Source organism: Deinococcus aquatilis DSM 23025 (assembly GCF_000378445.1).
Lineage (GTDB): Bacteria > Deinococcota > Deinococci > Deinococcales > Deinococcaceae > Deinococcus > Deinococcus aquatilis.
In genome coordinates this window covers 33,252-55,687 of sequence record NZ_KB899711.1, presented here as the reverse complement: position 1 = coordinate 55,687, position 22,436 = coordinate 33,252, and the positions used below count along the sequence as shown (strand labels likewise).

Sequence of the window (22,436 nt, the reverse complement as noted above, 5' to 3'; positions counted from 1 at the left end):
TCTCTGTGGCTCTGGACTTATGGCCCATCGCCTATGGCCCGGTTTACATAGGCCGGTGAGGATCGTTCGTGTTGGTGGGCGCTGCGCCTGTCTCACCCAGGTCGCCCTGCCCTTCCAACGCTGCCGATCCAGTTTCGTGCGGGCGGACGCTGAGGGGGTCGATGGTCACGGTTTCCTTGCTGATGCTGTCCAGCAAGATATCCAGAACGTCGCCGCTGCGGGCCGCTTCCACGGCCTTATGGGTCACGATCTCACCGATGTTCAGGATGATGGAGTCGTCGGGGGCCAGAATCACGCGGTTCACTGGGCGGCCCAGTGCGTCGCGGATTTTCTGTTCCTGCGCCTCCTGCTGACGGTTTTCCAGGGCTTCTTCAGTCTGCTCGCGCTTCTCGCCAAACCAGCTCTTGGCCTTGTCGAGCAGGTTGCTGGCCCCTTCACTGACGCTTGCCACGCCGCCTGCAAGGGCTGCACCCGCGCCCGCACCCGCATTCTCATCAGATGTGGCTTTGGCTCCGGTGGTCGCCGCAATAAGGGCAGCTTCGGCGTTCAGGTGACGGGCACGTTCGGCCAGAGCAGGGGTCACAATCTGGCCCTGCGCAGCCACGAGGCTTCCACTGGGGGCACGCACGTCGGTTTTCACGCGGCGGCCAATGGTGGCTTCCAGCGAGTTGGGATCCATTTCCCGGCGCTCGCGGAGGTCCTGCACGCTGTCAGACAGAGAGCCGCCCGTGGCCGCTGCCGTCAGCGCAGCCAATTTGCCGGTCTGCTGGGCGCGTTCAGCCTGGAAAGGGGTAATGGTCACGCCTTTATGCACGATCACTTCGCCGGTATCGGTGGTCACGTCGCTGCCAGCGGTTTTGCCCACCACGTAGGCCAGTTGGCGCTCGGCAGTGACAGTTCGCATGTCTTCCACGCCGCCCTGCACGCGCTCCTTGGCCGTATCGTACGCTCCGGCCAGCACGCCGCCCGTGGCTGCGGTTGCCAGTGCGCCCAACTTGCCTGCGGCCTCGGCTGCCGTGACCTGTTCCTCGGTGATGGTGTCGCCCTTGTGCACGATCACGGTGCCGTCTTCCAGCGTAATGTCGCCGCCTGCCGTCTTGCCCACCGAGTACTCTTTCTGGCGCTCTTTGGTGGCTTCCGAGATGTTCTCGTACGCGCCCTTCACACCCTCAGCAGCGTTCTGGTAGACGCCACTGATGCTCTGGCCCGCCGACTGGAGTGCGCCCTGCAACCCACCCGCTTCACTTTCCTGCATGGCGGCGGCCACACTGACGGGCACGATGGCCGCGTCGGTACCGATCTGCACGCTTTCAGGCGTGGGCACAAAGGTTCTCCCGCTGCTCAGGTCAGCAAACAGGCCACCCGTAGCTTCGTACCCTTCCACATACCCGGTACTTTCATCAAAAAACACATCTGCAATCTTGCCGAGGTTCTGGCCGTCGGTGGTCAACAGAGTCATCCCGATCAGGCTCACGTCGCTGCTCAGCGCATCAGACAGGCGGCCATCCTCGCGCGTGCCGGTCACGTCATCGGGGCTGCTGATCATGATGACGTCTTCCCCGAACGAACGGATTTTTTCGAAGGGCACAGCTTTTGCAGCGTGGAACCAGCCGCCTTCATCGACGAGCAGGCCCAGGACCTGATTGCCCTGATGGTCGAAAATCACGTCGCGCACGCTTTCGACGCGCTCGCCCGTGCTGATGGCAACAATATTGCGTCCGAGAATGTCTTTGCCTTTAATCATGGTGGACTCCTGAAGCTATAGACGTGGAAGGTGGGGCCAAATAGACCGGGCCAGAAACGTTAAGACGGCGATCAGGTCAGCCTGAACCTGTCAGGCCAAACCTCTAAGCACGCCTTAAAAACCGAGATTCAGAATGCCCTGGGGCTTGAGATAAAGAAAGTAGGCCAGCAGGAACAGCACCACCAAAATTAGAATAACAAGCAGAATCGTACCGCCGCCGCCACCCTTTTCGCCTTGTAACCTTGCCATAGTTGCCTCCGATTCAGAGTCTAGAAAGCGGTGAGTGCAACTGTGCATGGCGGATACTTACGGCCACTTGACCCAATCTTGTGCCAGTCTTTACATCGGCGGGGACCGGGTCAGGCTGGGGCGCTAGCCTGAAAGGGTGAATGTGCCTGTGACTCTGCCTTTTTTGCGTGCTGCCCCCGACCCTGCTCCCCACGAAGCTCGCCTTTCGGAAATGGCGCTCACGGTGCTGGTGGGGGTGACGGGCGTGGGCAAGAGTACGGCGCTGACGGTCCTCCAATCGGCAACTACGGGAATGAAGGTTCTGCCGGACCGCCGCGAAATCACCGACGCCGTGATGATCTGGCCCCGTTCAGGCGGCCCCGTCTCTGACCGCGAAGAACGCTTTCGCCTGACCGCCGAGTACCGCGCCGAGCATCCCGGTGGCATGGCCCACGCGCTGGGCACCGTTTTGGCCGATACCCGGCACTGGGGTCAGCAACCTGTATTTGACGGCCTGCGCGGGCTGGAGGAAGTTCAGCACGCCGCCAGCCACTTTCCGGCTTGGCGATTCGTGGCGCTGGGCGCACCGGATCTGGTACGGGTACGCCGATTGCTGGGCCGCGCCGACGCCTTCGATCAGGTCGGAGGCAGCACCGGGCAGGATTTAGGGCGAATGCTCAGTGAACTCCGGGGCGTGCAGGACGTGTTCACAGCCGCTGAACTGGAACAACTGGCGGCGTTGACCCATGAGGGCTTTACCGCCGCCGACATTCTTGCCAAGGTGAAAATCGTGGTGTCCGAGCGGCGCAACTATGACCCGCGAGCCGCCGAACAGTTCCTGCGAACCCTGCCGCCAGAGCGGGCGCTGGTGCTGGATACGGTGGCCCTCGATCCGGCAGGGGTGGCTGCCAGAGTCGTGGCCTGGGCCGGAGCACAGGCATGAGCAGCACGGCCAAGATTGCCAGCATCGAGGGCATTCCGTACCGCCTGCCCCTGACCTCGGCGCTGGCGTGGGGCGCACATTCGGCCCTGAGTGCCGCCGAGCATGTGCTGGTGCGCGTGACCTTGGACGACGGCACCGTTGGATGGGCCGAAGCCCCGCCCCGCCCGACCATCTACGGCGAAACTCCGGGCAGCGTGGTCGCCATCCTGGCCCACCTCTCGCCCGCCCTGATCGGCCTGCCCATTGCCGATACCGCCGCCCTGAACCGGGTCAGAAACAGTGTCACCAACAACCACACCGCACGCGGCGCACTGGATATGGCGCTGTGGGATGCGCGGGCAAAGGCAGACGGGCAAACGCTGTTTGAAACGTTGCTGGGGCCAAAGACCCGTGTGCGGGTCAGCTTCATTCTGGGCATAGATACTCCCGCTGGAATGCTGGCAGAAGCCGAACGGGTGGTATCGGCGGGCGTGCGCTGCCTGAAGGTGAAGGTGGGCCGCGACCATGCCCGTGATCTGAGCGTCATTCGGGACTTGCGGGCCGCCTTCGGAGACGCGGTGCAGCTCTATGCTGACAGCAACGAAACGCTGACGCCCGAGCTTGCCCCCACCGCCCTGGCCGCCATGCGGGAAGCGGGCCTGACCTATGTGGAAGAGCCGTTGCCCGTGCGTGACCTCCGGGCACGGGTAGAGTTACACGCCCGCGCCCTGCTGCCCATCGTGGCCGACGATTCCTGCTTTACCCCCGCCGACCTGACCCGCGAGCTGGACTTCGACACCTTCGACATTCTGAACGTGAAAACTGCCCGCAACGGCTTTACCGATGGCCTTGCCATGTTGGGGGCGGCGGCGGCGGCAGGCAAACGCGGCATGGTGGGATCGCAGGCCAGCACGGGCCTGGGCACGGTTCACGCCGCCCTGCTGTCCACGCGGGCCGAGGTCACGGAACCCTGCGAACTCAGTTTTGTGCTGAAATTACAGGACGACCTGTTGGATCAACCGATTGCTTTTGAAGAGGGCTGGCTGGATGTGGCAGCCCTCAGGAACCATGTTCTTGATCCTGAAAAGCTTCAGCACTATCAGTTGAAGTGATTTATTCCACATCTTCACAGAGAGATTAAGAACTTGTCTAAAGAACCGGTTTTTTTGTGACGTTCTTGGAACAGTCAACGCCGCAAAATGAGGCATGGATCAAGAGATGCTTAATGCCCTCGCGTTGCCCCTGCTGTTCAGCGTCATCGCAGGCATCTATGCCTATACCCGTTTTCCCGAACGACGCCCCCGCGTACTGCTGGTGCTAATTTTGATGCAGCTCGTCGGCGCTTACGCCCACAGAATTCAGCCGGGCATGGCCCTGTTTACCCTCCTGAGCCTGTACAGCCTCGTGGTCTTGGGCCTGATGCTGCACTGGTTCCAGAATCCACAGCCAGAACCCGCACCCGAGCGCGTACACAAGGGCTGATCCCCGAAACTGAGCGCCGCTTCCCGGAGTTGGAAGCGGCGTTTTTTGCTCTCGTTTTGCTCTGTTGCCATGTTGTGGCAGGCGTACCATAGGCCCATAAGCGATCCCGCCCTCAGAACACTGACTGAGTAAGAAGGCTCAAAGACTATCTACGACTTCCCAGCTTACAGAGATGCGTTTTGGTAGACAACGAACATCAGGCCGCCGAATTTTACAGGCAGTTGCCCAATGGTTGGACACAGGAGACGGTGCAAAGCAGAGTCAAGCTGCCCTGTGTTGATATCCAACTCAGCTTGAACGAAATCTATAAAGGCGTGGATTTGTAATTTTCCCCAATTGCAAAGAAAGGGGCCGATTCTGTAAACGAATCGGCCCCCTCTGGTTAGCGAGTGTAGTTTCTAGGCTTACGCCTGAGCGACTTCACCCTTTGCCAGAATGCTCCGCAAGACGGTTTGCAGGATGCCGCCGTTCTTGTAGTAGTCGATTTCGACGGGTGTATCGATGCGGCACTGCACGGTCACGATGCGGCTCTGGCCGTCTTTGGTCACGCGCAGGCTGACATCCTGACGGGGCTTCAGATCGCCGGGAAGCAGCACGTCGAAGGTTTCGTCGCCCGTGATGCCCAGGGAGTCGGCGCTTTCGCCGTTCTTGTATTGCAGCGGCAGCACGCCCATGCCCACGAGGTTGGAGCGGTGAATACGCTCGAAGCTCTCGGCCAGCACAGCCTTGACGCCCAAGAGGAAGGTGCCTTTGGCGGCCCAGTCACGGCTGCTGCCCATGCCGTAATCCTTGCCTGCCAGAACCACCAGCGGAATATTGCTGGCCTTGTAGTTCTGAGAAGCGTCATAGATGGAGCTGACCTGTCCGGTGGTGTAGTCGGTGGTAAAGCCGCCTTCGGTGCCGGGGGCCAACTGGTTCTTCAGGCGGATGTTGGCAAAGGTGCCGCGAGTCATCACGCGGTCATTGCCACGGCGAGAACCGTAGGAGTTGAAATCCTTGGGCGCGATGCCGTTTTCGATCAGGAACTTGCCTGCGGGCGTATCGGCCTTGAAGCTGCCTGCGGGGCTGATGTGGTCGGTGGTCACGCTATCTCCGACCTTCACCAGAGCGCGGGCACCTTCGATGCTCACGACTTCGCTGGGGCCACCCGCCAGATTCTCGAAGAAGGGTGGGTTCTGGATGTAGGTGGAATCGGCGTTCCAGTTGTACAGGGCACCCTCGCTGACCGGAATAGCGTTCCAGTCGGCGTTGCTCTTCTCGATGCCGTCATAGACCTTCTTGAACATCTCGGCGTTGATGGCCCGGTCCATGATGGCCTGAATTTCGGCATTGCTGGGCCAGATATCGCGCAGATACACGGGCTGTCCGGCCTGATCGTGGCCGATAGGATCGTTCACGATGTCATTGACCACGGTTCCGGCCAGCGCGTACGCCACCACCAACGGGGGCGAGGCGAGGTAGTTGGCGCGGATGTGGGGGTTCACGCGGCCTTCAAAGTTGCGGTTGCCCGACAGCACCGACGCGACCACCAGATCGCCCTCGGTGATGGCCTGCACCACGGGTTCGGGCAGCGGGCCAGAGTTGCCGATGCAGGTCATGCAGCCGTAACCCACCGTGTTGAAGCCGATCTGGTCAAGGTAGCTCTGCAGGCCTGCCATTTCCAGATATTCGGTGACGACGCGGCTGCCGGGGGCCAGAGAGGTCTTGACCCAGGGCTTGGACTTCAGGCCCTTTTCCACGGCTTTCTTGGCGACCAGTCCGGCGGCGATCAGCACGCTGGGGTTGCTGGTGTTGGTGCAGGAGGTAATGGATGCCAGCGTAACCGCACCGTGACCGATCTGGATGTCGGTGCCGCCGATGGTGCCCTGTGCGCCCAGTTGCTCGGGGGTCAGCTCAAAGCCACGGGCCTTCACAGGCGCGGTGAGGGCTTCGGCAAACACGGTGTGCATGCCGTCGAGGTTCACGCGGTCCTGCGGGCGCTTGGGTCCGGCCAGACTGGGAACAATCGTACCGAGGTCGAGTTCGATGTTGCTGGTAAAGATGGGGTCGGGCGTTTCGTCGGTGCGGAACATGCCCTGAGCCTTGTAGTACGTCTCCACCAATTCGATCTCGTCTTCAAGGCGTCCGGTGCGGCGCAGGTAACGCAGCGCCTCGTCGTCTACCGGGAAAAAGCCCATCGTCGCGCCGTATTCGGGGGCCATGTTGGCAATCGTGGCGCGGTCAGGCAGCGTCATATTGCTCAGGCCGGGGCCAAAGAACTCCACGAATTTGCCCACCACACCCGCTGCACGCAGCATCTCGGTCACGCGCAGGGCAAGGTCGGTGGCGGTTGCGCCTTCGGGCATCGCGCCCGTGACCTTGAAGCCCACGACTTCGGGCATCAGCATGTAGATCGGCTGGCCTAGCATCACGGCTTCAGCCTCAATGCCGCCCACGCCCCAGCCCACGATGCCGAGGCCGTTGATCATGGTGGTGTGAGAATCGGTGCCCACGAGGGAATCGGGGTACACGACAATGCCGTCGTCTTCGGGGCGGCTCTGCACGCCTTTGGCGAGGTATTCGAGGTTGACCTGATGCACGATGCCCGATGCGGGCGGCACGACACCGAAGTTGTCGAAGGCCTGCTGGCCCCAGCGCAGGAACTCGTAGCGTTCGCGGTTGCGCTCGAATTCCAGTGCCATGTTGTTGGCAAGCGCAAAATCGGTGCCGAATTCATCGACCTGCACCGAGTGATCGATGACCAGATCCACCGGAATCAGGGGGTTGATCTTGTTGGGATCGCCGCCGAGGGCCACCATCGCGCTCCGCATGGCCGCCAGATCCACCACGGCAGGCACGCCTGTGAAGTCCTGCAAAATCACGCGGGCAGGCTTGAAGGGAATTTCGACTTCTTCGTTGACGGCCTTCCAGCCAGCCACGGTACGCACGTCTTCCTGACGCACGTCATAATCGTTGGCCTCGCGCAGCACGCTTTCCAGCAGCACTTTTACGCTGACCGGAAGCTTGCTGATATCGAAGCCCTGATCCTGAAGCTTGTTGAGGTTATAAAAATAGAGTTTTTGTCCGGCCCGTGTAGCCAGCGTGTCCCGCGCACCGAAAAGATTCATCGCCATGCTCGTATCTCCTCTCTGAAAACCCGATCTTGGGTTCAGGCTATCTTGCACGCCCGGTGTTGCCACCCGGCAGGTCATCTCGACGCCCTCTATCATAGTCTTTCACGCACAGCACGGCACCCGTTCCCCGCACAGAGACGGCGTTACCCCTTTAGAGACAACAGTAAGATGAGAGGACTGGTGGCTTGAGCAGGTCTTAAGGCGCGGGAGAAAGGCCCGAAAAAGCGCGTAGGCTGGGACATCTCTCCCATCACCTGATTGTTGCCCTCACCCGAACGCTGGAGGTTTGCCCATGAGCGACGATTCTACCAAAGCCGTCCCGCCTGCCCGTCATCCCGAGGGCGGCAGCAAAGACACCTCTGATCTGCACGACCTTAAGAAGGTGCAGGATACGGGTATGGCCGAAAAAGCCAGGCAGGTCGATCAGTTACCGGATGAAGTGACCAATCCGAATACCAATCTGCCGCAACAAAATCGGTGAAGTGTAGGAGTCGAATTGAGGCAGGACAGGTCATACGGATTCCGTATGATTCCCGTACAGTCGGAACCCCACCGCCTGTCCGTCCATCTCTGCTTCGCAGCTTTGCAAGTCCCGGAATCCGTCTCTTTTCCCACTCGCTCTGCTCGGATTAAACACCAAAAAGCACGGTGTTTAATCGGAATCCGTATCAGAACGCCAGCAGGACATGTTCGGCGCTGAACCCCGGCCCCATCGCACTCAGGAGGCCGCGCCCGGTTGGGTGGCTCTTCAGGACTTCCTCTAAAACGAACAGCACGGTGACGCTGCTCATGTTGCCGTGCGCGGCCAGCACGCGGCGGCTGGCGTCCAGTGTGCCTGCGCCGAGGCTGAGGGCTTCCTCGTAGGCGGCCACCACCTTCACGCCGCCGGGATGCACCACGTAGGTTAGATCGTCGGGATTCCAGTCCTGAGTTGCCAACGCTTCGGCCACATTCTGCTTCATCATGGAGCGCACCAGCGCCGGAATATCGCGGCTGAAACGCACTTTCAGACCTTCATCCACGATGTCCCAGCCCATGATGTCGGCGGAATCTTCGATCAGGGTGGAATACGCACCGTGAAGGGCGACCAGAGGCGCGGGGCCGGGCACGTCTGCCGCCGTGACCACCAGCGCCGCGCCGCCATCGGCAAACAGGGCTGTGCCCACGAAATTGCTCTGGGATTCGTCGCCCCGAACCAGCGTGAGGCTGCACAGTTCCACGGCCACCAGCAGCACGCGCCGGAAGCCCGCCCGCACCAGATCGGCGGCCCGCGCCAAACCCGCCGCGCCGCCCGCACAGCCCAACCCCCACACGGGCAGGCGCACGGCATGGCGGTTCAGGCCCAGAGCGTCAATCAGGTGGGCATCCAGACTGGGCGTACTCAGGCCGCTGGTATTGACGACCAGCACGGCATCTAAGTCGGCTGGAGCAACTTCGGCCCGCGCCAAGGCTTCCCGCGCCAGCCGAACGGTCAGGGCGCGGGCTTCCTCGATAAAGACGGCGTTTTTTTCGCCCAGACCGCGTGAGTGCAGATACCATTCCAGCGGGCGGGCCAGCGCACGGGACTCGATCTGCGCGTTGCCGAACACGTCCAGCATGCCCCGGCGGGCCGCCATGCGCGGAAAGAGGGTACGGGCAGCTTCACGGATGTCGGCCTGAGACACGCGGTAGGGCGGATGCCCCGTGACCAGAGAACGGAGGACAGGAGCAGGGGCAGCTTGCATTGGCCGCATTCTGCCCCCTGCGCGTGGTGGTTGTCGTGCCCCGAGTAACGGTTAGGAGACTGGAGCCGCCGCCACGACGGGCTGCCCCAGCACCTCGCGCCCGCCCAGATAGGGGCGCAGGGCAGCGGGCACGCGGATGGTTCCGTCGGCCTGCTGGTGGTTTTCCAACAAGGGAACCAAGATGCGCGGCGAGGCGATGCCCGTGTTGTTGAGGGTATGGGCGAAGACCAGTTTGCCGTGTTCGTCGCGGTAACGCAGTCCGGTCCGGCGGGCCTGCCAATCTCCGAGGTACGAGCAGGAATGCGTTTCGCGGTAAATCTGCTCGCTGGGCACCCATGTTTCTATGTCGTACATCAGCACCTTGCCCGCGCCCATGTCGCCCGTGCAGTTCTGAACCACCCGGTAGGGCAGTTCCAGTGCGGTCAGCAGGGCTTCGGCGTTCGCCAGAATCGCCTCAAACCAGCGCATCGCCTCTGTCTCATCGGCGCGGCACAGCACGTACTGCTCAACTTTACGGAACTCGTGAACCCGGATCAGCCCGCGCACATCGCGCCCCGCGCTGCCCGCCTCACTGCGGAAGGCAGCGCTGAGGGCCGCGAACGCCATCGGAAGCGCCTCAAGCGGCAACTGCTCGCCCGCGTACAGGCTATTGACGGGCACTTCGGCAGTTCCAGCCAGCATCATGTCGCTGCCTTCTATCTTGTAGACCTGATCCTCGCCGCCCGGAAAATGGCCGCTGCCCACGAAGGTTTCGGGCCGCACGAGGGCGCTGGTGGTCAGGGGCGTGAACCCTCTGGCCGCCAGAAAATTCATGGTGAAGGTCAGAACGGCCATTTCCAGCATCGCCGCGTCGCCCTTCAGCAGATAGCTGCGGCTGCCGCTGACTCGGGCCACGCGCTCGGGGTCGGCCCAGCCGTGCCGCTCCAGCAATTCCACATGATCCAGCGGCGTGAAATCGAAGTGCGGCAAGGCTCCTTCGCGGCGAAGTTCCACATTCTCGGAATCGTCGCGGCCCACCGGCACCGACTCGTGGGGAATGTTTGGCACGCGCAGCAGCAATTGCCGCAGCATGTCTTCGTGAGCGCGGAGTTGCGGTTCCAGCGCCTTGAGTTCCTCGCCCAGATCCTTGCCCTTCTGGATCAGGGCGGGGCGCTCGTCGGGGGTGGCTTTGGGCACCAATCTGGCGTTGGCGTTGCGCTCGGCCTGCATGGCTTCCACGCGCTGCTTGAGTTCCAGCAACTCGCGGTCCACCTGCAAAAGATCATCCAGATCCAGCGTCACGCCCTTCACGGCAATGGCGTGCTTCACGGCCCCGGCGTTTTCACGGATAAATTTCAGGTCAAGCATCAGTCTTGCTCCACGGTGCGCGGCACACGAATAAAATGGTCCTGCATTTCGGGGGCGAGGGCCGCCACCACCGACACGTCAAAGGCTTCTGCGGGCACGTCGTCGCGCAGCACGTTGACCAGATTCACGGGGCGCTGCATTTCGGCCACGCCTCCAGTGTCCACGGCGCTGAGCTGCTCGAAATACCCGAGGATGGAATTCAGGTCGTCCTGCATGGTCTGGCGTTCTTCGGGGGTCAGTTGCAAGCGGGCAAGCTGCGCGAGGTGGTCTATCTGGGCCGCGTCGATCATGCCCCGGAGTATACGGGGAGCACGGCGGGGGCGGCATCGGCTAAGGGGCGTAAGCACGCAGGTCCGAACCTGACGGCCACGTTTACCCAGCCTCACCCGGCGTCAGGCGGCAGGGTGCAAGGTAGAACTATGCTGAAAAGAACCCCTGCACGACTGTTGACCATGCTGGCTCTCTCCTGCGCTGCGTTCTCTGCTGGCGTAGGGCAGGCCATCGACATCAAAGATATTCCGGCCCTGCCGCCCACGCGCACCGCGCCGCCCGCCACTGCGCCCACTACCCCGGTCACTCCTGCCCCAAGCACGCCCACGGCACCGAGTACGCCTACCGTCAGCACACCGACGACCCTGCCTACCACGGGCAACCCGCTGGCACAGCCTTACCGCGCGGTGTTGGCTGGCCCCAGCACCCTCAAAAGCGGCGGTGAACCCGGCGTCTGGACCCTGCAACTGACCAACACGGGCACGAATGAAATCAGCATCGACCACGGCGCATGCGACCTGCGTTTCGAGGTTCTGAACGCGGCAGGCAGCGTGGTGCGTCCCGACCCTCAAAATGCCATCTGCACCCTGCAACTGGTCATGACCCGCGCCGCAGCAGGCGAAACGGCCAATGTGCTGAGCGTGCGCTGGGACGGCAAGAATGCGGCGGGTCAGCCTCTTCCCGCAGGCCAGTACACCATTCGTTCGGTCTTCAAGGGCGCGGGGCTGCTGATCCGCCCAGCCGATGTGAAAGTCACGCTGAACTGAACCTAGAGAAGGAAACAACGGCAGGGGTCAGAGGGTCATTCCTCTCCCCTGCTCTTTTCATGGATCACGGCTGAAGCGGAGCCGCGCCCTGCCTCCACCTTTCGCCCGATGCAACCCACACCTGTTTGGGTGCGTACTGGGATGCATGAGCGATAAATCCGGCCCCCTCTCGCCGCTGACCCCACCCGAAGGCCTGAGCGTACCTGCCTCCGTGCCGCAGGTTGGCGCGAACGACGCCCCCGATATGGTGCCGCTCTCTGCCGAAGACCGCGCCCGGCTGGACACGCTGGCCCGCGCTTTTGTAGAAGATGTGCTGTCGGCGGGCACGCACAGCGACACCTTCAAGCGCAAGCTGGACGCCGTACATGAACTGGGCGCACAGGAGCAGCGGGCGGCGGCGCAGGTCTCCAGCCGCATGATGGAACGTCCCCTGCGGGCCTCCAAAGCCGGGGCCCTGGCCGAGGGCAGCGATATTTTGCGCGGCCTGACCGATCTGCGGCGCACCGTGGAAGACCTCGATCCCTCGCGCACACCCACCGTGCGCGGCTTTTTAGGCAAGCTACCGGGTGGACGCAAGGCCCAGAACGCGATGGACAGGTATCAGAGCGCCCAGTCTCATCTGAATGCGATTCTGGAAGCCCTGTACCGCTCTCAGGATGAGCTGCGGCGCGACAACGCCAGCATCGAAACCGAGAAGGTCCACCTCTGGGAAACGATGCAGAAGCTGCGGCAATACGCGCATGTGGGCAAATCGGTGGACGACGCCCTGACCGCCCGCCTGACCACGCTGGAAGCCGCCGACCCCGACAAGGCCCGCATCGTGCGGGAAGAGTTGCTGTTTGCCGTGCGCCAACGCGTCACCGACCTGCTGACCCAACTGGCGGTGGGGATTCAGGGCTACCTCGCGCTGGATCTGGTGCGGCGCAACAACATGGAACTGATTAAAGGCGTAGACCGCGCCAGCACCACCACCGTCAGCGCCCTGCGAACCGCCATCATGGTGGCGCAGGCGTTGGGCACGCAGCAGGCCGTGTTGGGGCAAGTGACCGCGCTCAACGACACCACCGGGCGCATGATCGGCAGCACCGCCGCCCTGCTCAAGCAGCAATCCACCGAAATCCAGAAACAGGCGGGCAGCGCCACCGTGGACCCCCAGATCATTCAGGCCGCCTTCCGCGACGTGTACGGCGCACTGGACGCCATCAGCACCTACCGCACGCAGGCGCTGGAACGCTTCAAGGACACCATCTCGGTGCTTGACCGTGAGGTGAGCCACGCCCAGACCTACTTGGACCGCGAACGCCAGCAGACCTCGCGGGAAGTGGCGCAGGGGCTGAACGTGACGGAGAAGGGAGATTTGAAACTTTGAGTGCGGGCCAACTGGCAACGCGCCAGAGCCTGCTGCTGAGCCTGGCCCAGCGGTGGCAGGAGCTTCCGGCGCGGCCTGTGCTGCGGGTGGCGGTAGACGGCGTGGACGGGGCAGGCAAAACCACCTTTGCCGATGAACTGGCCGGGCTGTTGAGGGCGCAGGGGCGCTCGGTCATCCGGGCCAGCGTGGACGGCTTTCACCATACGCGTGCCGTGCGCTACCGCCTGGGCCGCACCTCGCCCGAGGGGTTCTACCATGATTCCTACAACTACGCGGCGCTCCGCTCTGGCCTGCTCGATCCGCTGAGGGAGGGCGGAACCCTGCGTTACAGAACCGCCATTTTTGATGTGAATACACACCAGCGGCTGAATCTGCCCATGCAGCAGGCAGAACTCGGCAGCATCCTGATCGTGGATGGGCTATTTTTGCACCGCCCCGAACTCCGTGATGTTTGGGATGATTCCGTCTTCCTGCGCGTAGACTTCGCCGTGTCTGTGCCGCGTGGGGCGGCGCGTGGCCCCGGCTACGGCTCGCCCGACCCCGATGCTGAGAGCAACCGCCGTTATGTAGAAGGCAACCGCTTGTACTTTCAGGAAGCTCAGCCCGAGAAGTGGGCAGGTGTGGTCGTGGACAATACCGATCTGGAAAACCCTTTTATCTGCACGCCCGCTCAACCGTCTACAGGCATCATTCGTCAAGTACGTCCCAGTTGACCCAGCCGCTTTATCCTGTCGGTTGGGATAAAGCTCCATTTCCACCACGGCGTACTTTCTTCGCCCCTCTGCTGTGCAGCTCTGCAAGTCGCCCCACTCGGTTCATCCCAACATGAACGGCGACCTCCTCAGAAGCTGTCAAGACTCCCTAAAGGCCGCCAACGCCGCCGCTGCGCCAGACTGCATCTATGAATCTTCAAGATGTTCTGGCTGCATTTCAGGCGGCCTATACCCCCGACCCCCGCGAAGGCCTGAGCCTGACGCATGAAGTGATGGACGGCAAGCTGCAAATCGAGGTACGCCACCAGGACCAAGATGCCCTTCGCGGCTTTGACGTGGTGGCCGAGCCGCTGGAAACAGAACAGCGCAGCGCCGCAGACTTGGGCCGCGACATGGCCGAAGTGGTGGCCCGCGAACTGGCCTACGGGCAACTGTCGGCAGTGGATGAGGACGGGGACTTCAAGCGGATCGTGGTCTGAAGGCGAATCCGCTTTTGCTTTAGCCCCCCTTGGCCTCGACTTCCGCCTGCTTGTCTCCCCATTCGGCCATTTTGGCTTCCAGCTCGGCCTCCAGGTTATGGGCAGCCTGTCCCAGCGCGGCGTAGTCAGCCCCTGCGCCCGCTGCATGCAGGGCATTCTGGGCGTCCATCAGGTGGGCTTCCAGGCGGCCAATCTCGGCTTCCAGCACTTCCACCTGGCGCTTGAGGTGCCACAGGCCCTTGCCTTTGGCGGGGGCGGGTTTGGGGGCCGCGACCACCACCGGAGCTTCGGCCACGGCGGGCTTATGCTTGGCTTTGTAGTCGGCCCAGCCGGGATATTCATAGAAGATGCCGTCTTCGATCAACCAGATTCGGTCAGCCAGGCCTTCAATAAAGGCGCGGTCATGGCTGACCATGATCAGGGTGCCCGTAAAGGCGGTCAGGGCTTCTTCCAACGATTCGACCATCTCCATGTCCAGGTGGTTGGTCGGCTCGTCCATCACCAGGAGGTTGTGATCTTCCTGCGCCAGCTTCAGCAGGGCCAGCCGCGCCCGCTCGCCGCCGGATAAGATCTTGGCCTTCTTGTCGTGCTGATCGTAAGGAAACATGAAGGTTCCAAGCAGATCGTGGGCTTCGGGATCTTTGGAGACGTATTCGCGGGCCACGTCGTACAGCGTCTGGTTGGGGTCTACGCCGCGCAGGGCCTGATCGTAATACCCCACCGTGACCCGCGCCCCGGTCAGCACGCGGGCGCGGGGGTCGTTGCTGGGGTCGAGGCCCAACAACGCCCTCAACAGCGTGGTTTTGCCTGCTCCGTTGCGCCCAATAATCGCCACACGCTCGCCCCGGCGCAACTGCACATTCACGTCTTCAAAGAGGGTGCGCGGGCCGTGCCTGCCTTCTATCCGGCGCGTGACGTGGCGGGCGTCCAGCACCACATCTCCGCTTTCGGGCGCATGAAACACGATGCGGGTGGTGCGCTCTGCGGCAGGCGGGGCGGCGGCGGCGCGGGCCTGCATCCGGTCTACGCGGGCCTGCATCGCTTTGGCACGGCGGGCCAGCTTGCTCATGCCCAGCCCCCAGATTTTCATGCGGTCTGCGCTGCTTTGCAGGGCGGCCACCTGTTTGGCATCCTGCGCCGCTGCCGCCGCCTGCCGTTCCAGTTCAGCGTCCAGATTTTCGCGGAAGACGGTATAGCCGCCCGCGTACACCTTCAGGCCGCCGCCGCGCAGGTACGCCGTCTCGCGGGTCACGGTGTCCAGAAAGGTCCGGTCATGGCTGATGACCAGTACCGCGCCCGGATAGCGGGCCAGAAAGCTTTCCAGCCATTCCACCATCACGATATCGAGGTGGTTGGTCGGCTCGTCCAGCAGCAGCACATCGGGATTTTCGACCAGCAGGGCCGCCAGCCCCAGGCGGGTGCGTTCGCCGCCGCTGAGGGCCGCCACCAGATCGGTTTCGCGGCCCCGGAAGCCGAAGGCCAGCGTGACCGCATCTTTGCGGCTGCGGCGCTCGTATCCCCCGCGCCGTACATAGTGTTCCAGCACTTCCTCATGGTGCATCACGCTTTCTGGGGTGCCACTGCTCATGGCGGCGGCGGCGGCTTCCAGTTCGGCTTCCAGCGCATCCAGATCATGAAAGGCGGCGTCCAGTACGGTGTCTACCGTAGCTCCGTCGGGAAACACCGGGTCCTGGCGCAGCGCCCGTACCCGCACCCCCGGCGAGCGGCGCACCATGCCCCCATCGGGTGTAATCTCGCCGGTCAGCAGGCGCAGCAGCGTACTTTTGCCCGCGCCGTTGCGTCCGACCAGCCCCACGCGGTCACCGGGCTGAACGGCAAAAGTAACGTCTGAGAGCACGGTCAGCGGCCCATATTCTTTGATGGCATCCTGCACAGCAACAAGCACGCCCTGCACTATACCGCCCAGAGTCGCTCCCACCGTTCGCGCTGACCATTGGCCTTGGTGTCAAATTTCTGGCAGTCAGATGCAATATTGTCAGATTCTTCGCTTAGACTAGATGAGTGAAGTTGTTCTCTAGCGTTTTCCATCCCAAAGCCCTCCGAATTCAGGCTTCGCCGACAGGCCGCCGCTCGGCTGGATTGTTGGGAGTTGCGCTGTGGGGGGGCATTCTGGGCCTGGGCACAGTCGGGGCACAGGCAGCGGCTTTTCTAACGGTGCGCGGTACGGCTGGGCGAGTCGAGATTCAGGAAACGGGCAATCTGTGGCGCTCGCAGGTGGGTATTCCTTCCGTCGCGCTGGGCCTCCGCACCGGAACAGGCCGGGCCGTCTTGCAAAGTGGGACGGGTCAGATCGTGGTGGGCAGTGCCTCCAGACTCAGAACCTACCAGGAAGAGGCCGACCTGCTGGAAGGCCAGTTCTTTTTGCAGGGGCCAGTCACGGTACACGTGCAGGGCAACCACCTGTTTGTAGACGGCGGCGGACGAGTCCGCGTCGATCTTGCTCCTGGCGGCTCCACGCTGCGGGTAGCGGTAATCGGAGGCTCTGGCCGGGTGGCACTGGGCACGCGCATCATCAATATGCAAGCGGGCCAACAGATCGCACTGAAAACCGGGCAGCTCAGTGCCTTCCGCGAAACTGATCCCTGGTACGCAGCGCAGTTCAGAGGGGCCGGGGCCGCCACCGTGGAAGCCACACGCGGCGGAGTGCGGATTTTCCGGGGTGAGGCTGCTCCCGTGAACGCCACCATAGGCGACGATCTGGCAGCGGGCGAGCGCCTGACCACTGAGACCAACGCCTGGGCCGAGGTGGGGTTCACGGGCGGCGGCTACCTGCGCCTGACCGAGCAGAGCGAATTGAGCGTGATCGCTATAGACAAGACTGCACAGGGCCGAGAAGTGACCCTGCAACTGCTGCGCGGCAGTGCCTGGAATGTGGTGGAAAAGGGACAGGGCGGATACAAGATCACCACACCTGTGATCAGCACGGCGGTTCGCGGAACGGTCTTCCGGGTAGACGCCAGTGGACTCGTCAAAGTCTTTGAAGGACAGGTGGCGCTGCCCAGCGATCAGGACGCCACCGTATCGCAGGGCCAGCAGATTCAGCAGGGCAGTCAGGTAGAACCGCTGACGCCCGATGCCCTCGACGCCTTTAACCTGGCCCGTGACGCAGAACGGGCGCAGCCCCTGATCTTCAGACTTGACCCGACGCCTGCCAGCCTGCGTGAGTTGGCCCTGTCTGCCCACAGCTTGCCTGACGCGACCGTCACCGCGACCATTGCCGGACGCACCGTGAACCTGAGTGCCGCAGCGGGGACACAGGGGCTGTTCCAGTTGGAGCGCCTACAGGACACCCTGCCAGAAGGAGACTATGCCGTGCAGGTCAAAGCCACCCGTTTTGGTCAGACTGCGATGCAAACGCGCCGGATTCGCCTCGACCGCACTGCCCCTGCGCTCAGTGGCCTGAGAGTCAGCATCAAGGGCCGCATTTTGACCCTGACGGGGCAGGTGTCCGATGCGGGCACGACGCAACCTCTTCTGACCGTTACCCTGGGCAACCTCAGCTACAGCCGCCACGTGCAGGGCAGTTTCAGTCTGCTGCTGCCAGTAGCTGACCCTGCTCTTCCCATCCGGGTCAGCGTGCAGGATCAGGCCGGAAACGAGAGTCATGCCGCTCTCCCCTGAACGGTCATTGGCCCGCTATACCGTTCCGGCGGCGGCTGTGCTCGCGGCGGCCCTCTCATTGCTCATCCCTAGTAATACGCGTCTACAGGACGCCCTGAACCGCGCCCTGCCCAGTCCCGCCGATCAGCGTGTGGTGGTGGTGGGCATCGACGACGCCAGTCTGCGCGATTATGGGCGGCTCGACAGTTGGCCCCGCGAGCTGTACGGCCAGGCATTGAATACATTGGATGAGGCCGGGGCGCGGGCCATCGGTATAGACGTGATTCTCAGCGATCCTGCCAGCAACGATCAGCGCCTGGCCGATGCCTTCAGCCGCCCAAACGTGGTGCTTGCTACCGCTCCGGGCGAAGACAGCGCCGCTCATCCGGAGTGGCGTTCTCCCACGGGCGTCAGCGCACTGAATATCACCCCGAACGGCGTGGTGCGGTCTTTCCAGACGGCTTACCAGGAAAATGGCAGCGCCGCGTCGCAGAGCAGACTCGTGCCGAGTTTGGCACGGCAGGTAGCCGTAATCGCAGGCCGCGACGTGCCGCTGGATACCACTCCACGCGTGCTGCGCTACAGCCGCCCTGACCTGCAACGCCTTCCCGTGCTGTCTTTTCGCGATGTGGTCAACGGCAATATCCGTTACAGCGACCTTCAGGGCCGGGTCGTGCTGATCGGCCTGACTGCCACCGGACTGGGCAATGGTGGTCTGGGCAGCCAGACTCTGCGCGACGTGACCGGCGAGGTGGTCTCCGGCGCAGTGCTTCAGGCACGGGCGGTTTCCAGTCTGCTCAGTCCACCGTTTCAGCACATTCCTCTGTGGCTCACCATGTTGCTTTGTGTTCTGGCCGCCAGCGTTGCTGTGCTGGCACGGGGGCTGTGGGGGTTCGGCATTGCGCTCCTGGCGCTTTCGTTGGCGCTGCCAATGTGGCTCGCCAATATCTTGCTACCGGGCGTAACCATTTCGCTGGCAGCCATCCTGGGTACAGCGCTGGTGGCCCTGGAACGCTGGTGGAATCTGCGGCATATCGGCACGCTCGACCCTCTGACCGGTCTGGGCAACCGCCTCGCCTTTACCCGCGCCGTGGAACACCGCTGGGCCGCCCGGACCGAACGCCCGCTGGGCCTGTTGCTGGTGGATCTGAGCGGCTTCCGCAAGGTCAACGACACCTACGGGCGAAATGCCGGAGATGAACTGCTAAGGGACCTCGCCGCCCGAATCCAGACGCACAAACGCCGGGGCGACGTCGTGTTCAGGTGGGGTGCAGATGAATTTGCCGTGCTGCTCGACAATACCGACGACATGGATCTGGCCGTGATCACCGAACGCGTGCAGCGCACTCTCGATGCCATCGCTTACCGGGACATTCCGCTGCGGGCCAGTGTAGGCGGAGCCACCACCACGCCTGATATTCGCACGCCTGTAGAACTGATCGAGGCTGCCAGCCGCAGCCGCTACCGAATGAAATATCAGCGGGAGCAGCAGGAGTAGGGAGTGGGTTGTCTGGTGTGGGTTGTAGGAAACGACAAAACCAGAGCAGTGGGCCTTGAGCTGAATTCAAGGCCCACTGCTCTGTGATGGTTTGTCCTACACCCTACAACCCACTGCCCACTCCCTCTCTACCTTCCCGCCAGGAACTGCCAGATGGCCGGATTCTGAACCCAGCCGTACCAGATATTCGGCAAAATGCCCAGCACCGTGACGCCCAAGACGCCCAGTACGACGGCAAAATTGGTGGGAGTGCGCTGGCCGTGCGGGTATTCGCGGGCCGGAGTGCGGTCAGGCATGAACATCAGCATGCCGGGGCGCAGGTAATAGATCAGCGCGGCCACACTGGTCAGGGCCGCCAGCACGCTCAGCCACACATAGCCGTTCTGAAAGGCCGCCTGAAACGCCAGATACTTGCCGAAAAATCCGGCGAAGGGAGGCAGGCCCGCCAGCGAGGCGAGGCACACGGCCAGCGCCACCGCGTAGGCGGGATGGCGGTAATACAGGCCACGCAGATCGTCTATTTCCATGCCCATTTCATCGCGTTGCAGGGCCGCCACAACCGCCAAAGCTGCCGCCGTCATCAGGGTATAGACCAGCAGGTAATATCCCAGTGCCGCGCCGCCCGCCTGGGGGGTTCCCAGCAGACACATCGCTAGAAAGCCCGTGTGGGCCACGGCCGAGTAGGCCAGCATCCGCTTGAAGTTGCGCTGAAAGAGGGCTGCCGTATTTCCGATGATCAGGGTGGCCGCCGTCAGAATTTGCAGCACCGAAGACCAGCCGGGGGCGTCGGCCAGTGCGCCGCCGAACACGCGCAGCATTCCGGCAAAGGCCGCCACCTTGACCACCGTACTCAGAAACAGGCTGACGCTGGTCGGAGCGCCGCCGTACACGTCAGGCGTCCACTGGTGAAAGGGAGCCAGCGCAACCTTGAAGCCGAAGCCCGCCAGCAGCAGCAGTGATCCGCCCACCAGAATGCCCACGTTGGCAGGCGTGAGGCCGCTGGCTTTGGCGGCAATTCCGGCGTAGGTCAGGCTGCCGGTTGCGCCGTACACGAAGGCGATGCCGTAGATCAGGATGGCGCTGCCCACTGCACCCAGCAGGAAATACTTCAGGCCCGATTCCTCGGCGCGGCGCGAGGCTTGCAGGGTCGCCAGCACGTACCCGCTGAGGCTCATGATTTCCAGCCCGATCAGCATGACGATCAGGTCGCCGGAAAAGGCAATCAGCAGCGTGCCCGTGATGGCATACATCAGCATGGCATCGAATTCGGGAAACGAGACGCGGGCGCGGTAGGCCGTATCGAGGCTGACCAGCAGGGTCATGATGCTGCCCACCAGAATCGTGAGGCCCAGCAAGATGGCGGCGTTGTCGGCTTGCAGGCCACCGCCGAACGCGGTTGCGCCGCTGTCCCAGAGCGTGACCATGCTGATGCCCGACAGGACCAGCATGACCAGATTGATGATCGTCAGGGCGCGGCGCGGAAGGTTGAACCCCAGCACCGTGCTGGCAACGGCCCCCGCCAGCACGATCAGGATGGGCAGCATGGGCGCGAGGGCCACATCAGGAATTTGCAGCATTCAGTTGGCTCCCAGCGCGGCAAGAACGGTTTTAACTGCGGGTTGGATCAGGTTCAGGGCCGGAGCTGAATACACGCCGAACAGGAGCGCCACCGCCAGCGGCAGCCCCAGCACCAGCCACTCGGTGCTTTGCAGGTCGGGCACACGCACCCCACCCAACGGACGGCCCTGCCAGAAGGTGGTCTGGAAGGCGCTCAGGGCGTACACAGCGGCGGCGATGGTGGTCAGGCCCGCCACGAACGTGATCCACGGCTGCACCTGATACGCGCCCAGCAGGATGCTGAATTCTCCGACGAATCCGGCCAGACCGGGCACGGCGATGGAGGCGAACCACAGCGCCAGCGTGAGGCCGCCCAGTGCGCCCGCCTGATTCATCACGCCGCCCACGCGGGTATCGAGGCTGCCCACGCGCTCCTGCAACATGCCCACCGCCAGAAACAGCGCCCCGGTATACACGTTCTGGAAGGCCAGCAGGTACATCGACCCGATGACGGCGGTTTCGTTGAGGCTGAACAGACCCAGCGCCACGAAGCCCATGTGAGAGAGGCCCGCGTAGGCCAGCAGCCGTTTCCAGTTGGTCTGCCGGAAGGCGATCCAGGCGGCGTACAGCGCCGTGAATGCGGCCAGCCCCATCAGAATCGGGCGCAGTTCCTCAGAGGCATCGGGAAACAGCGCGATCCCGAAGCGGAAGATGCCGTAACCGCCGACCTTGTAGAGCGTGCCCATCAGGTCGGGTACGCCGCTGTCGTGGTTTTGCTCGTGGAAATCGGGAAGCCAGGCGTGCAGGGGCCACAGCGGAAGCTTGACCGCCATCGCGGCGAGGAAGCCCAGATACAGCCAGGTCTGGGCCGGACCCGTGACCGGATTGGCGACCAGATCCACCAGTGCAAAGGTAGGACTGCCGCCCAGCGACTTGACCCCGATGATCGACACCAGCATCAGCAGGCTGCCGAACAGCGTGTAGGCCGCAAATTTGACCAGCGCCCGCATCCGGTTGGATTTGCCGTAAATCGCCAGCATCAGCAGGGCGGGCAGCAGGGCGTCTTCAAAGAACACATAAAACAGGATCAGGTCGCGGGCGGCGAAAATGCCCAGCAGCCCGGTTTCCATCGCCAGCACCAGCGCCAGCATCGTGCCCGGATTGGCGACCCGCCGTGAGGCGTACAGGATAGCGATCAGGGTCATGAAGGCCACGACCAGCGACAGCGCGAGGCTGACTCCATCCAGTTGCACCGAATAGGTGATGCCCAGCGAGGGCACCCAGTTGATGCTGAACAGTTCGGTGCCGCCCGCCCGCCAGATGGCAAGGCCGAGGCCGAGGGTCACGGCGGCAAAGAATCCGGCCACTTCCTCGCGCCAGCGCACAGGCGTAAGCAGCAGCAGCAGCGACCCCAGCAGCGGCAGGAAAATCATGAAGTGGATCATTGGGGGCCTCGCAGGGGCGGTAAGTGGTGAGTGGTCAGTGGTGAGTGGGAAAAGAGGGGGTTGGAATGTATGAAGTGGCACGGGAAACGGTCAAATGCAACAGCAGACCAGTTAGATGGCGGCCACATATCTTTTGACCTTCCCACCAACCACTCAC

At 62.9% G+C, this 22,436-nt stretch carries 19 protein-coding genes; 10 read left to right on the top strand and 9 right to left on the bottom strand.

Annotated features, from left to right (window positions below):
• Positions 1 to 43: 43 nt before the first annotated feature.
• Positions 44 to 1,744 carry a PRC-barrel domain-containing protein gene (locus tag F561_RS0111195; RefSeq protein ID WP_019010059.1) on the bottom strand — a complete coding sequence of 567 codons (1,701 nt, stop codon included), beginning with the start codon at positions 1,742 to 1,744 and terminating at the stop codon, positions 44 to 46.
• A 114-nt stretch (positions 1,745 to 1,858) separates the two neighbouring features.
• Entirely contained in the window at positions 1,859 to 1,993 is a 135-nt protein-coding gene (locus F561_RS30310) for a hypothetical protein (protein WP_019010058.1), read from the bottom strand.
• 136 nt (positions 1,994 to 2,129) lie between these two features.
• Between F561_RS30310 and F561_RS0111185 the strand changes: the two genes are divergently transcribed.
• The 3 genes from F561_RS0111185 to F561_RS0111175 all read left to right on the top strand — a co-directional run bounded on the left by F561_RS0111185 (position 2,130) and on the right by F561_RS0111175 (position 4,376).
• The gene (locus F561_RS0111185; protein ID WP_019010057.1) at positions 2,130 to 2,915 is read left to right on the top strand and encodes a hypothetical protein; all 786 of its coding nucleotides are present in this window, start codon (positions 2,130 to 2,132) and stop codon (positions 2,913 to 2,915) included.
• Positions 2,912 to 4,006 (top strand): enolase C-terminal domain-like protein, encoded by a 1,095-nt coding sequence (locus F561_RS0111180; protein WP_019010056.1) that lies wholly within the window; start codon positions 2,912 to 2,914, stop codon positions 4,004 to 4,006. The genes F561_RS0111185 and F561_RS0111180 overlap by 4 nt, the downstream gene beginning before the upstream one ends.
• 94 nt (positions 4,007 to 4,100) lie before the next feature.
• Positions 4,101 to 4,376 carry a hypothetical protein gene (locus tag F561_RS0111175; RefSeq protein WP_019010055.1) on the top strand — a complete coding sequence of 92 codons (276 nt, stop codon included), beginning with the start codon at positions 4,101 to 4,103 and terminating at the stop codon, positions 4,374 to 4,376.
• Positions 4,377 to 4,780: 404 nt separating this feature from the next.
• Here the strand turns inward: F561_RS0111175 and acnA are convergent, their stop codons facing one another.
• A complete protein-coding gene (gene acnA, locus F561_RS0111165; RefSeq protein WP_026298819.1) occupies positions 4,781 to 7,489 on the bottom strand; it encodes an aconitate hydratase AcnA in 2,709 nt (902 codons plus the stop codon).
• Between the two features lie 292 nt (positions 7,490 to 7,781).
• Here acnA and F561_RS0111160 point away from each other — a divergent pair, with 292 nt between their 5' ends.
• A complete protein-coding gene (locus F561_RS0111160; protein ID WP_019010052.1) occupies positions 7,782 to 7,970 on the top strand; it encodes a hypothetical protein in 189 nt (62 codons plus the stop codon).
• A 187-nt stretch (positions 7,971 to 8,157) separates the two neighbouring features.
• On the opposite strand, the gene F561_RS0111155 is transcribed toward F561_RS0111160, so the two are convergent.
• From F561_RS0111155 to gatC, 3 genes are read right to left on the bottom strand one after another with little or no spacing between them, the layout of a single operon-like run.
• On the bottom strand, positions 8,158 to 9,222 hold the full coding sequence (locus F561_RS0111155; RefSeq protein ID WP_026298818.1) for a type III polyketide synthase: 1,065 nt from the start codon (positions 9,220 to 9,222) through the stop codon (positions 8,158 to 8,160).
• Positions 9,223 to 9,264: 42 nt separating this feature from the next.
• Positions 9,265 to 10,560 (bottom strand): serine--tRNA ligase, encoded by a 1,296-nt coding sequence (gene serS, locus F561_RS0111150; protein ID WP_019010050.1) that lies wholly within the window; start codon positions 10,558 to 10,560, stop codon positions 9,265 to 9,267.
• Positions 10,560 to 10,850 carry an Asp-tRNA(Asn)/Glu-tRNA(Gln) amidotransferase subunit GatC gene (gatC, locus tag F561_RS0111145; RefSeq protein ID WP_019010049.1) on the bottom strand — a complete coding sequence of 97 codons (291 nt, stop codon included), beginning with the start codon at positions 10,848 to 10,850 and terminating at the stop codon, positions 10,560 to 10,562. The genes serS and gatC overlap by 1 nt, the downstream gene beginning before the upstream one ends.
• Before the next feature lie 129 nt (positions 10,851 to 10,979).
• Between gatC and F561_RS0111140 the strand changes: the two genes are divergently transcribed.
• From F561_RS0111140 to F561_RS0111125, 4 genes are all read left to right on the top strand, one after another.
• Positions 10,980 to 11,597: a T9SS type B sorting domain-containing protein gene (locus F561_RS0111140; RefSeq protein ID WP_019010048.1), complete on the top strand. Its 618-nt coding sequence runs from the start codon at positions 10,980 to 10,982 to the stop codon at positions 11,595 to 11,597.
• Between the two features lie 145 nt (positions 11,598 to 11,742).
• The gene (locus tag F561_RS0111135) at positions 11,743 to 12,966 is read left to right on the top strand and encodes a toxic anion resistance protein (RefSeq protein WP_019010047.1); all 1,224 of its coding nucleotides are present in this window, start codon (positions 11,743 to 11,745) and stop codon (positions 12,964 to 12,966) included.
• Complete coding sequence (locus F561_RS0111130) at positions 12,963 to 13,679, top strand: nucleoside/nucleotide kinase family protein (RefSeq protein WP_019010046.1); 717 nt, start codon at positions 12,963 to 12,965, stop codon at positions 13,677 to 13,679. The genes F561_RS0111135 and F561_RS0111130 overlap by 4 nt, the downstream gene beginning before the upstream one ends.
• Before the next feature lie 188 nt (positions 13,680 to 13,867).
• On the top strand, positions 13,868 to 14,158 hold the full coding sequence (locus tag F561_RS0111125) for a hypothetical protein (RefSeq protein WP_019010045.1): 291 nt from the start codon (positions 13,868 to 13,870) through the stop codon (positions 14,156 to 14,158).
• 19 nt (positions 14,159 to 14,177) lie between these two features.
• Here F561_RS0111125 and abc-f read toward each other — a convergent pair whose 3' ends face one another.
• A complete protein-coding gene (gene abc-f, locus F561_RS0111120) occupies positions 14,178 to 16,064 on the bottom strand; it encodes a ribosomal protection-like ABC-F family protein (protein ID WP_026298817.1) in 1,887 nt (628 codons plus the stop codon).
• A 116-nt stretch (positions 16,065 to 16,180) separates the two neighbouring features.
• On the opposite strand from abc-f, the gene F561_RS0111115 reads away from it, so the two are divergent.
• Both F561_RS0111115 and F561_RS0111110 read left to right on the top strand, forming a co-directional pair.
• Positions 16,181 to 17,800: a FecR family protein gene (locus F561_RS0111115; RefSeq protein WP_157451799.1), complete on the top strand. Its 1,620-nt coding sequence runs from the start codon at positions 16,181 to 16,183 to the stop codon at positions 17,798 to 17,800.
• Positions 17,784 to 19,277 carry a sensor domain-containing diguanylate cyclase gene (locus F561_RS0111110; protein WP_019010042.1) on the top strand — a complete coding sequence of 498 codons (1,494 nt, stop codon included), beginning with the start codon at positions 17,784 to 17,786 and terminating at the stop codon, positions 19,275 to 19,277. Before F561_RS0111115 ends, F561_RS0111110 begins: the two co-directional genes overlap by 17 nt.
• A gap of 128 nt (positions 19,278 to 19,405) precedes the next feature.
• On the opposite strand, the gene F561_RS0111105 is transcribed toward F561_RS0111110, so the two are convergent.
• Together F561_RS0111105 and F561_RS0111100 are read right to left on the bottom strand one after the other, a co-directional pair.
• Positions 19,406 to 20,854, bottom strand: a complete 1,449-nt coding sequence (locus tag F561_RS0111105) for an NADH-quinone oxidoreductase subunit N (RefSeq protein ID WP_019010041.1) — start codon at positions 20,852 to 20,854, stop codon at positions 19,406 to 19,408.
• Positions 20,855 to 22,279: an NADH-quinone oxidoreductase subunit M gene (locus F561_RS0111100; protein WP_019010040.1), complete on the bottom strand. Its 1,425-nt coding sequence runs from the start codon at positions 22,277 to 22,279 to the stop codon at positions 20,855 to 20,857.
• Positions 22,280 to 22,436: the final 157 nt, after the last annotated feature.

Excerpts from the sequence above, each read along its gene's own strand:
- F561_RS0111195 (WP_019010059.1), bottom strand. The coding sequence starts at position 1,744 with ATGATTAAAGGCAAAGACATTCTCGGACGCAATATTGTTGCCATCAGC.
- F561_RS30310 (WP_019010058.1), bottom strand. The coding sequence starts at position 1,993 with ATGGCAAGGTTACAAGGCGAAAAGGGTGGCGGCGGCGGTACGATTCTG.
- F561_RS0111180 (WP_019010056.1), top strand. The coding sequence starts at position 2,912 with ATGAGCAGCACGGCCAAGATTGCCAGCATCGAGGGCATTCCGTACCGC.
- F561_RS0111175 (WP_019010055.1), top strand. The coding sequence starts at position 4,101 with ATGGATCAAGAGATGCTTAATGCCCTCGCGTTGCCCCTGCTGTTCAGC.
- acnA (WP_026298819.1), bottom strand. The coding sequence starts at position 7,489 with ATGGCGATGAATCTTTTCGGTGCGCGGGACACGCTGGCTACACGGGCC.
- F561_RS0111160 (WP_019010052.1), top strand. The coding sequence starts at position 7,782 with ATGAGCGACGATTCTACCAAAGCCGTCCCGCCTGCCCGTCATCCCGAG.
- F561_RS0111155 (WP_026298818.1), bottom strand. The coding sequence starts at position 9,222 with ATGCGGCCAATGCAAGCTGCCCCTGCTCCTGTCCTCCGTTCTCTGGTC.
- serS (WP_019010050.1), bottom strand. The coding sequence starts at position 10,560 with ATGCTTGACCTGAAATTTATCCGTGAAAACGCCGGGGCCGTGAAGCAC.
- gatC (WP_019010049.1), bottom strand. The coding sequence starts at position 10,850 with ATGATCGACGCGGCCCAGATAGACCACCTCGCGCAGCTTGCCCGCTTG.
- F561_RS0111140 (WP_019010048.1), top strand. The coding sequence starts at position 10,980 with ATGCTGAAAAGAACCCCTGCACGACTGTTGACCATGCTGGCTCTCTCC.
- F561_RS0111135 (WP_019010047.1), top strand. The coding sequence starts at position 11,743 with ATGAGCGATAAATCCGGCCCCCTCTCGCCGCTGACCCCACCCGAAGGC.
- F561_RS0111125 (WP_019010045.1), top strand. The coding sequence starts at position 13,868 with ATGAATCTTCAAGATGTTCTGGCTGCATTTCAGGCGGCCTATACCCCC.
- F561_RS0111110 (WP_019010042.1), top strand. The coding sequence starts at position 17,784 with ATGCCGCTCTCCCCTGAACGGTCATTGGCCCGCTATACCGTTCCGGCG.
- F561_RS0111105 (WP_019010041.1), bottom strand. The coding sequence starts at position 20,854 with ATGCTGCAAATTCCTGATGTGGCCCTCGCGCCCATGCTGCCCATCCTG.
- F561_RS0111100 (WP_019010040.1), bottom strand. The coding sequence starts at position 22,279 with ATGATCCACTTCATGATTTTCCTGCCGCTGCTGGGGTCGCTGCTGCTG.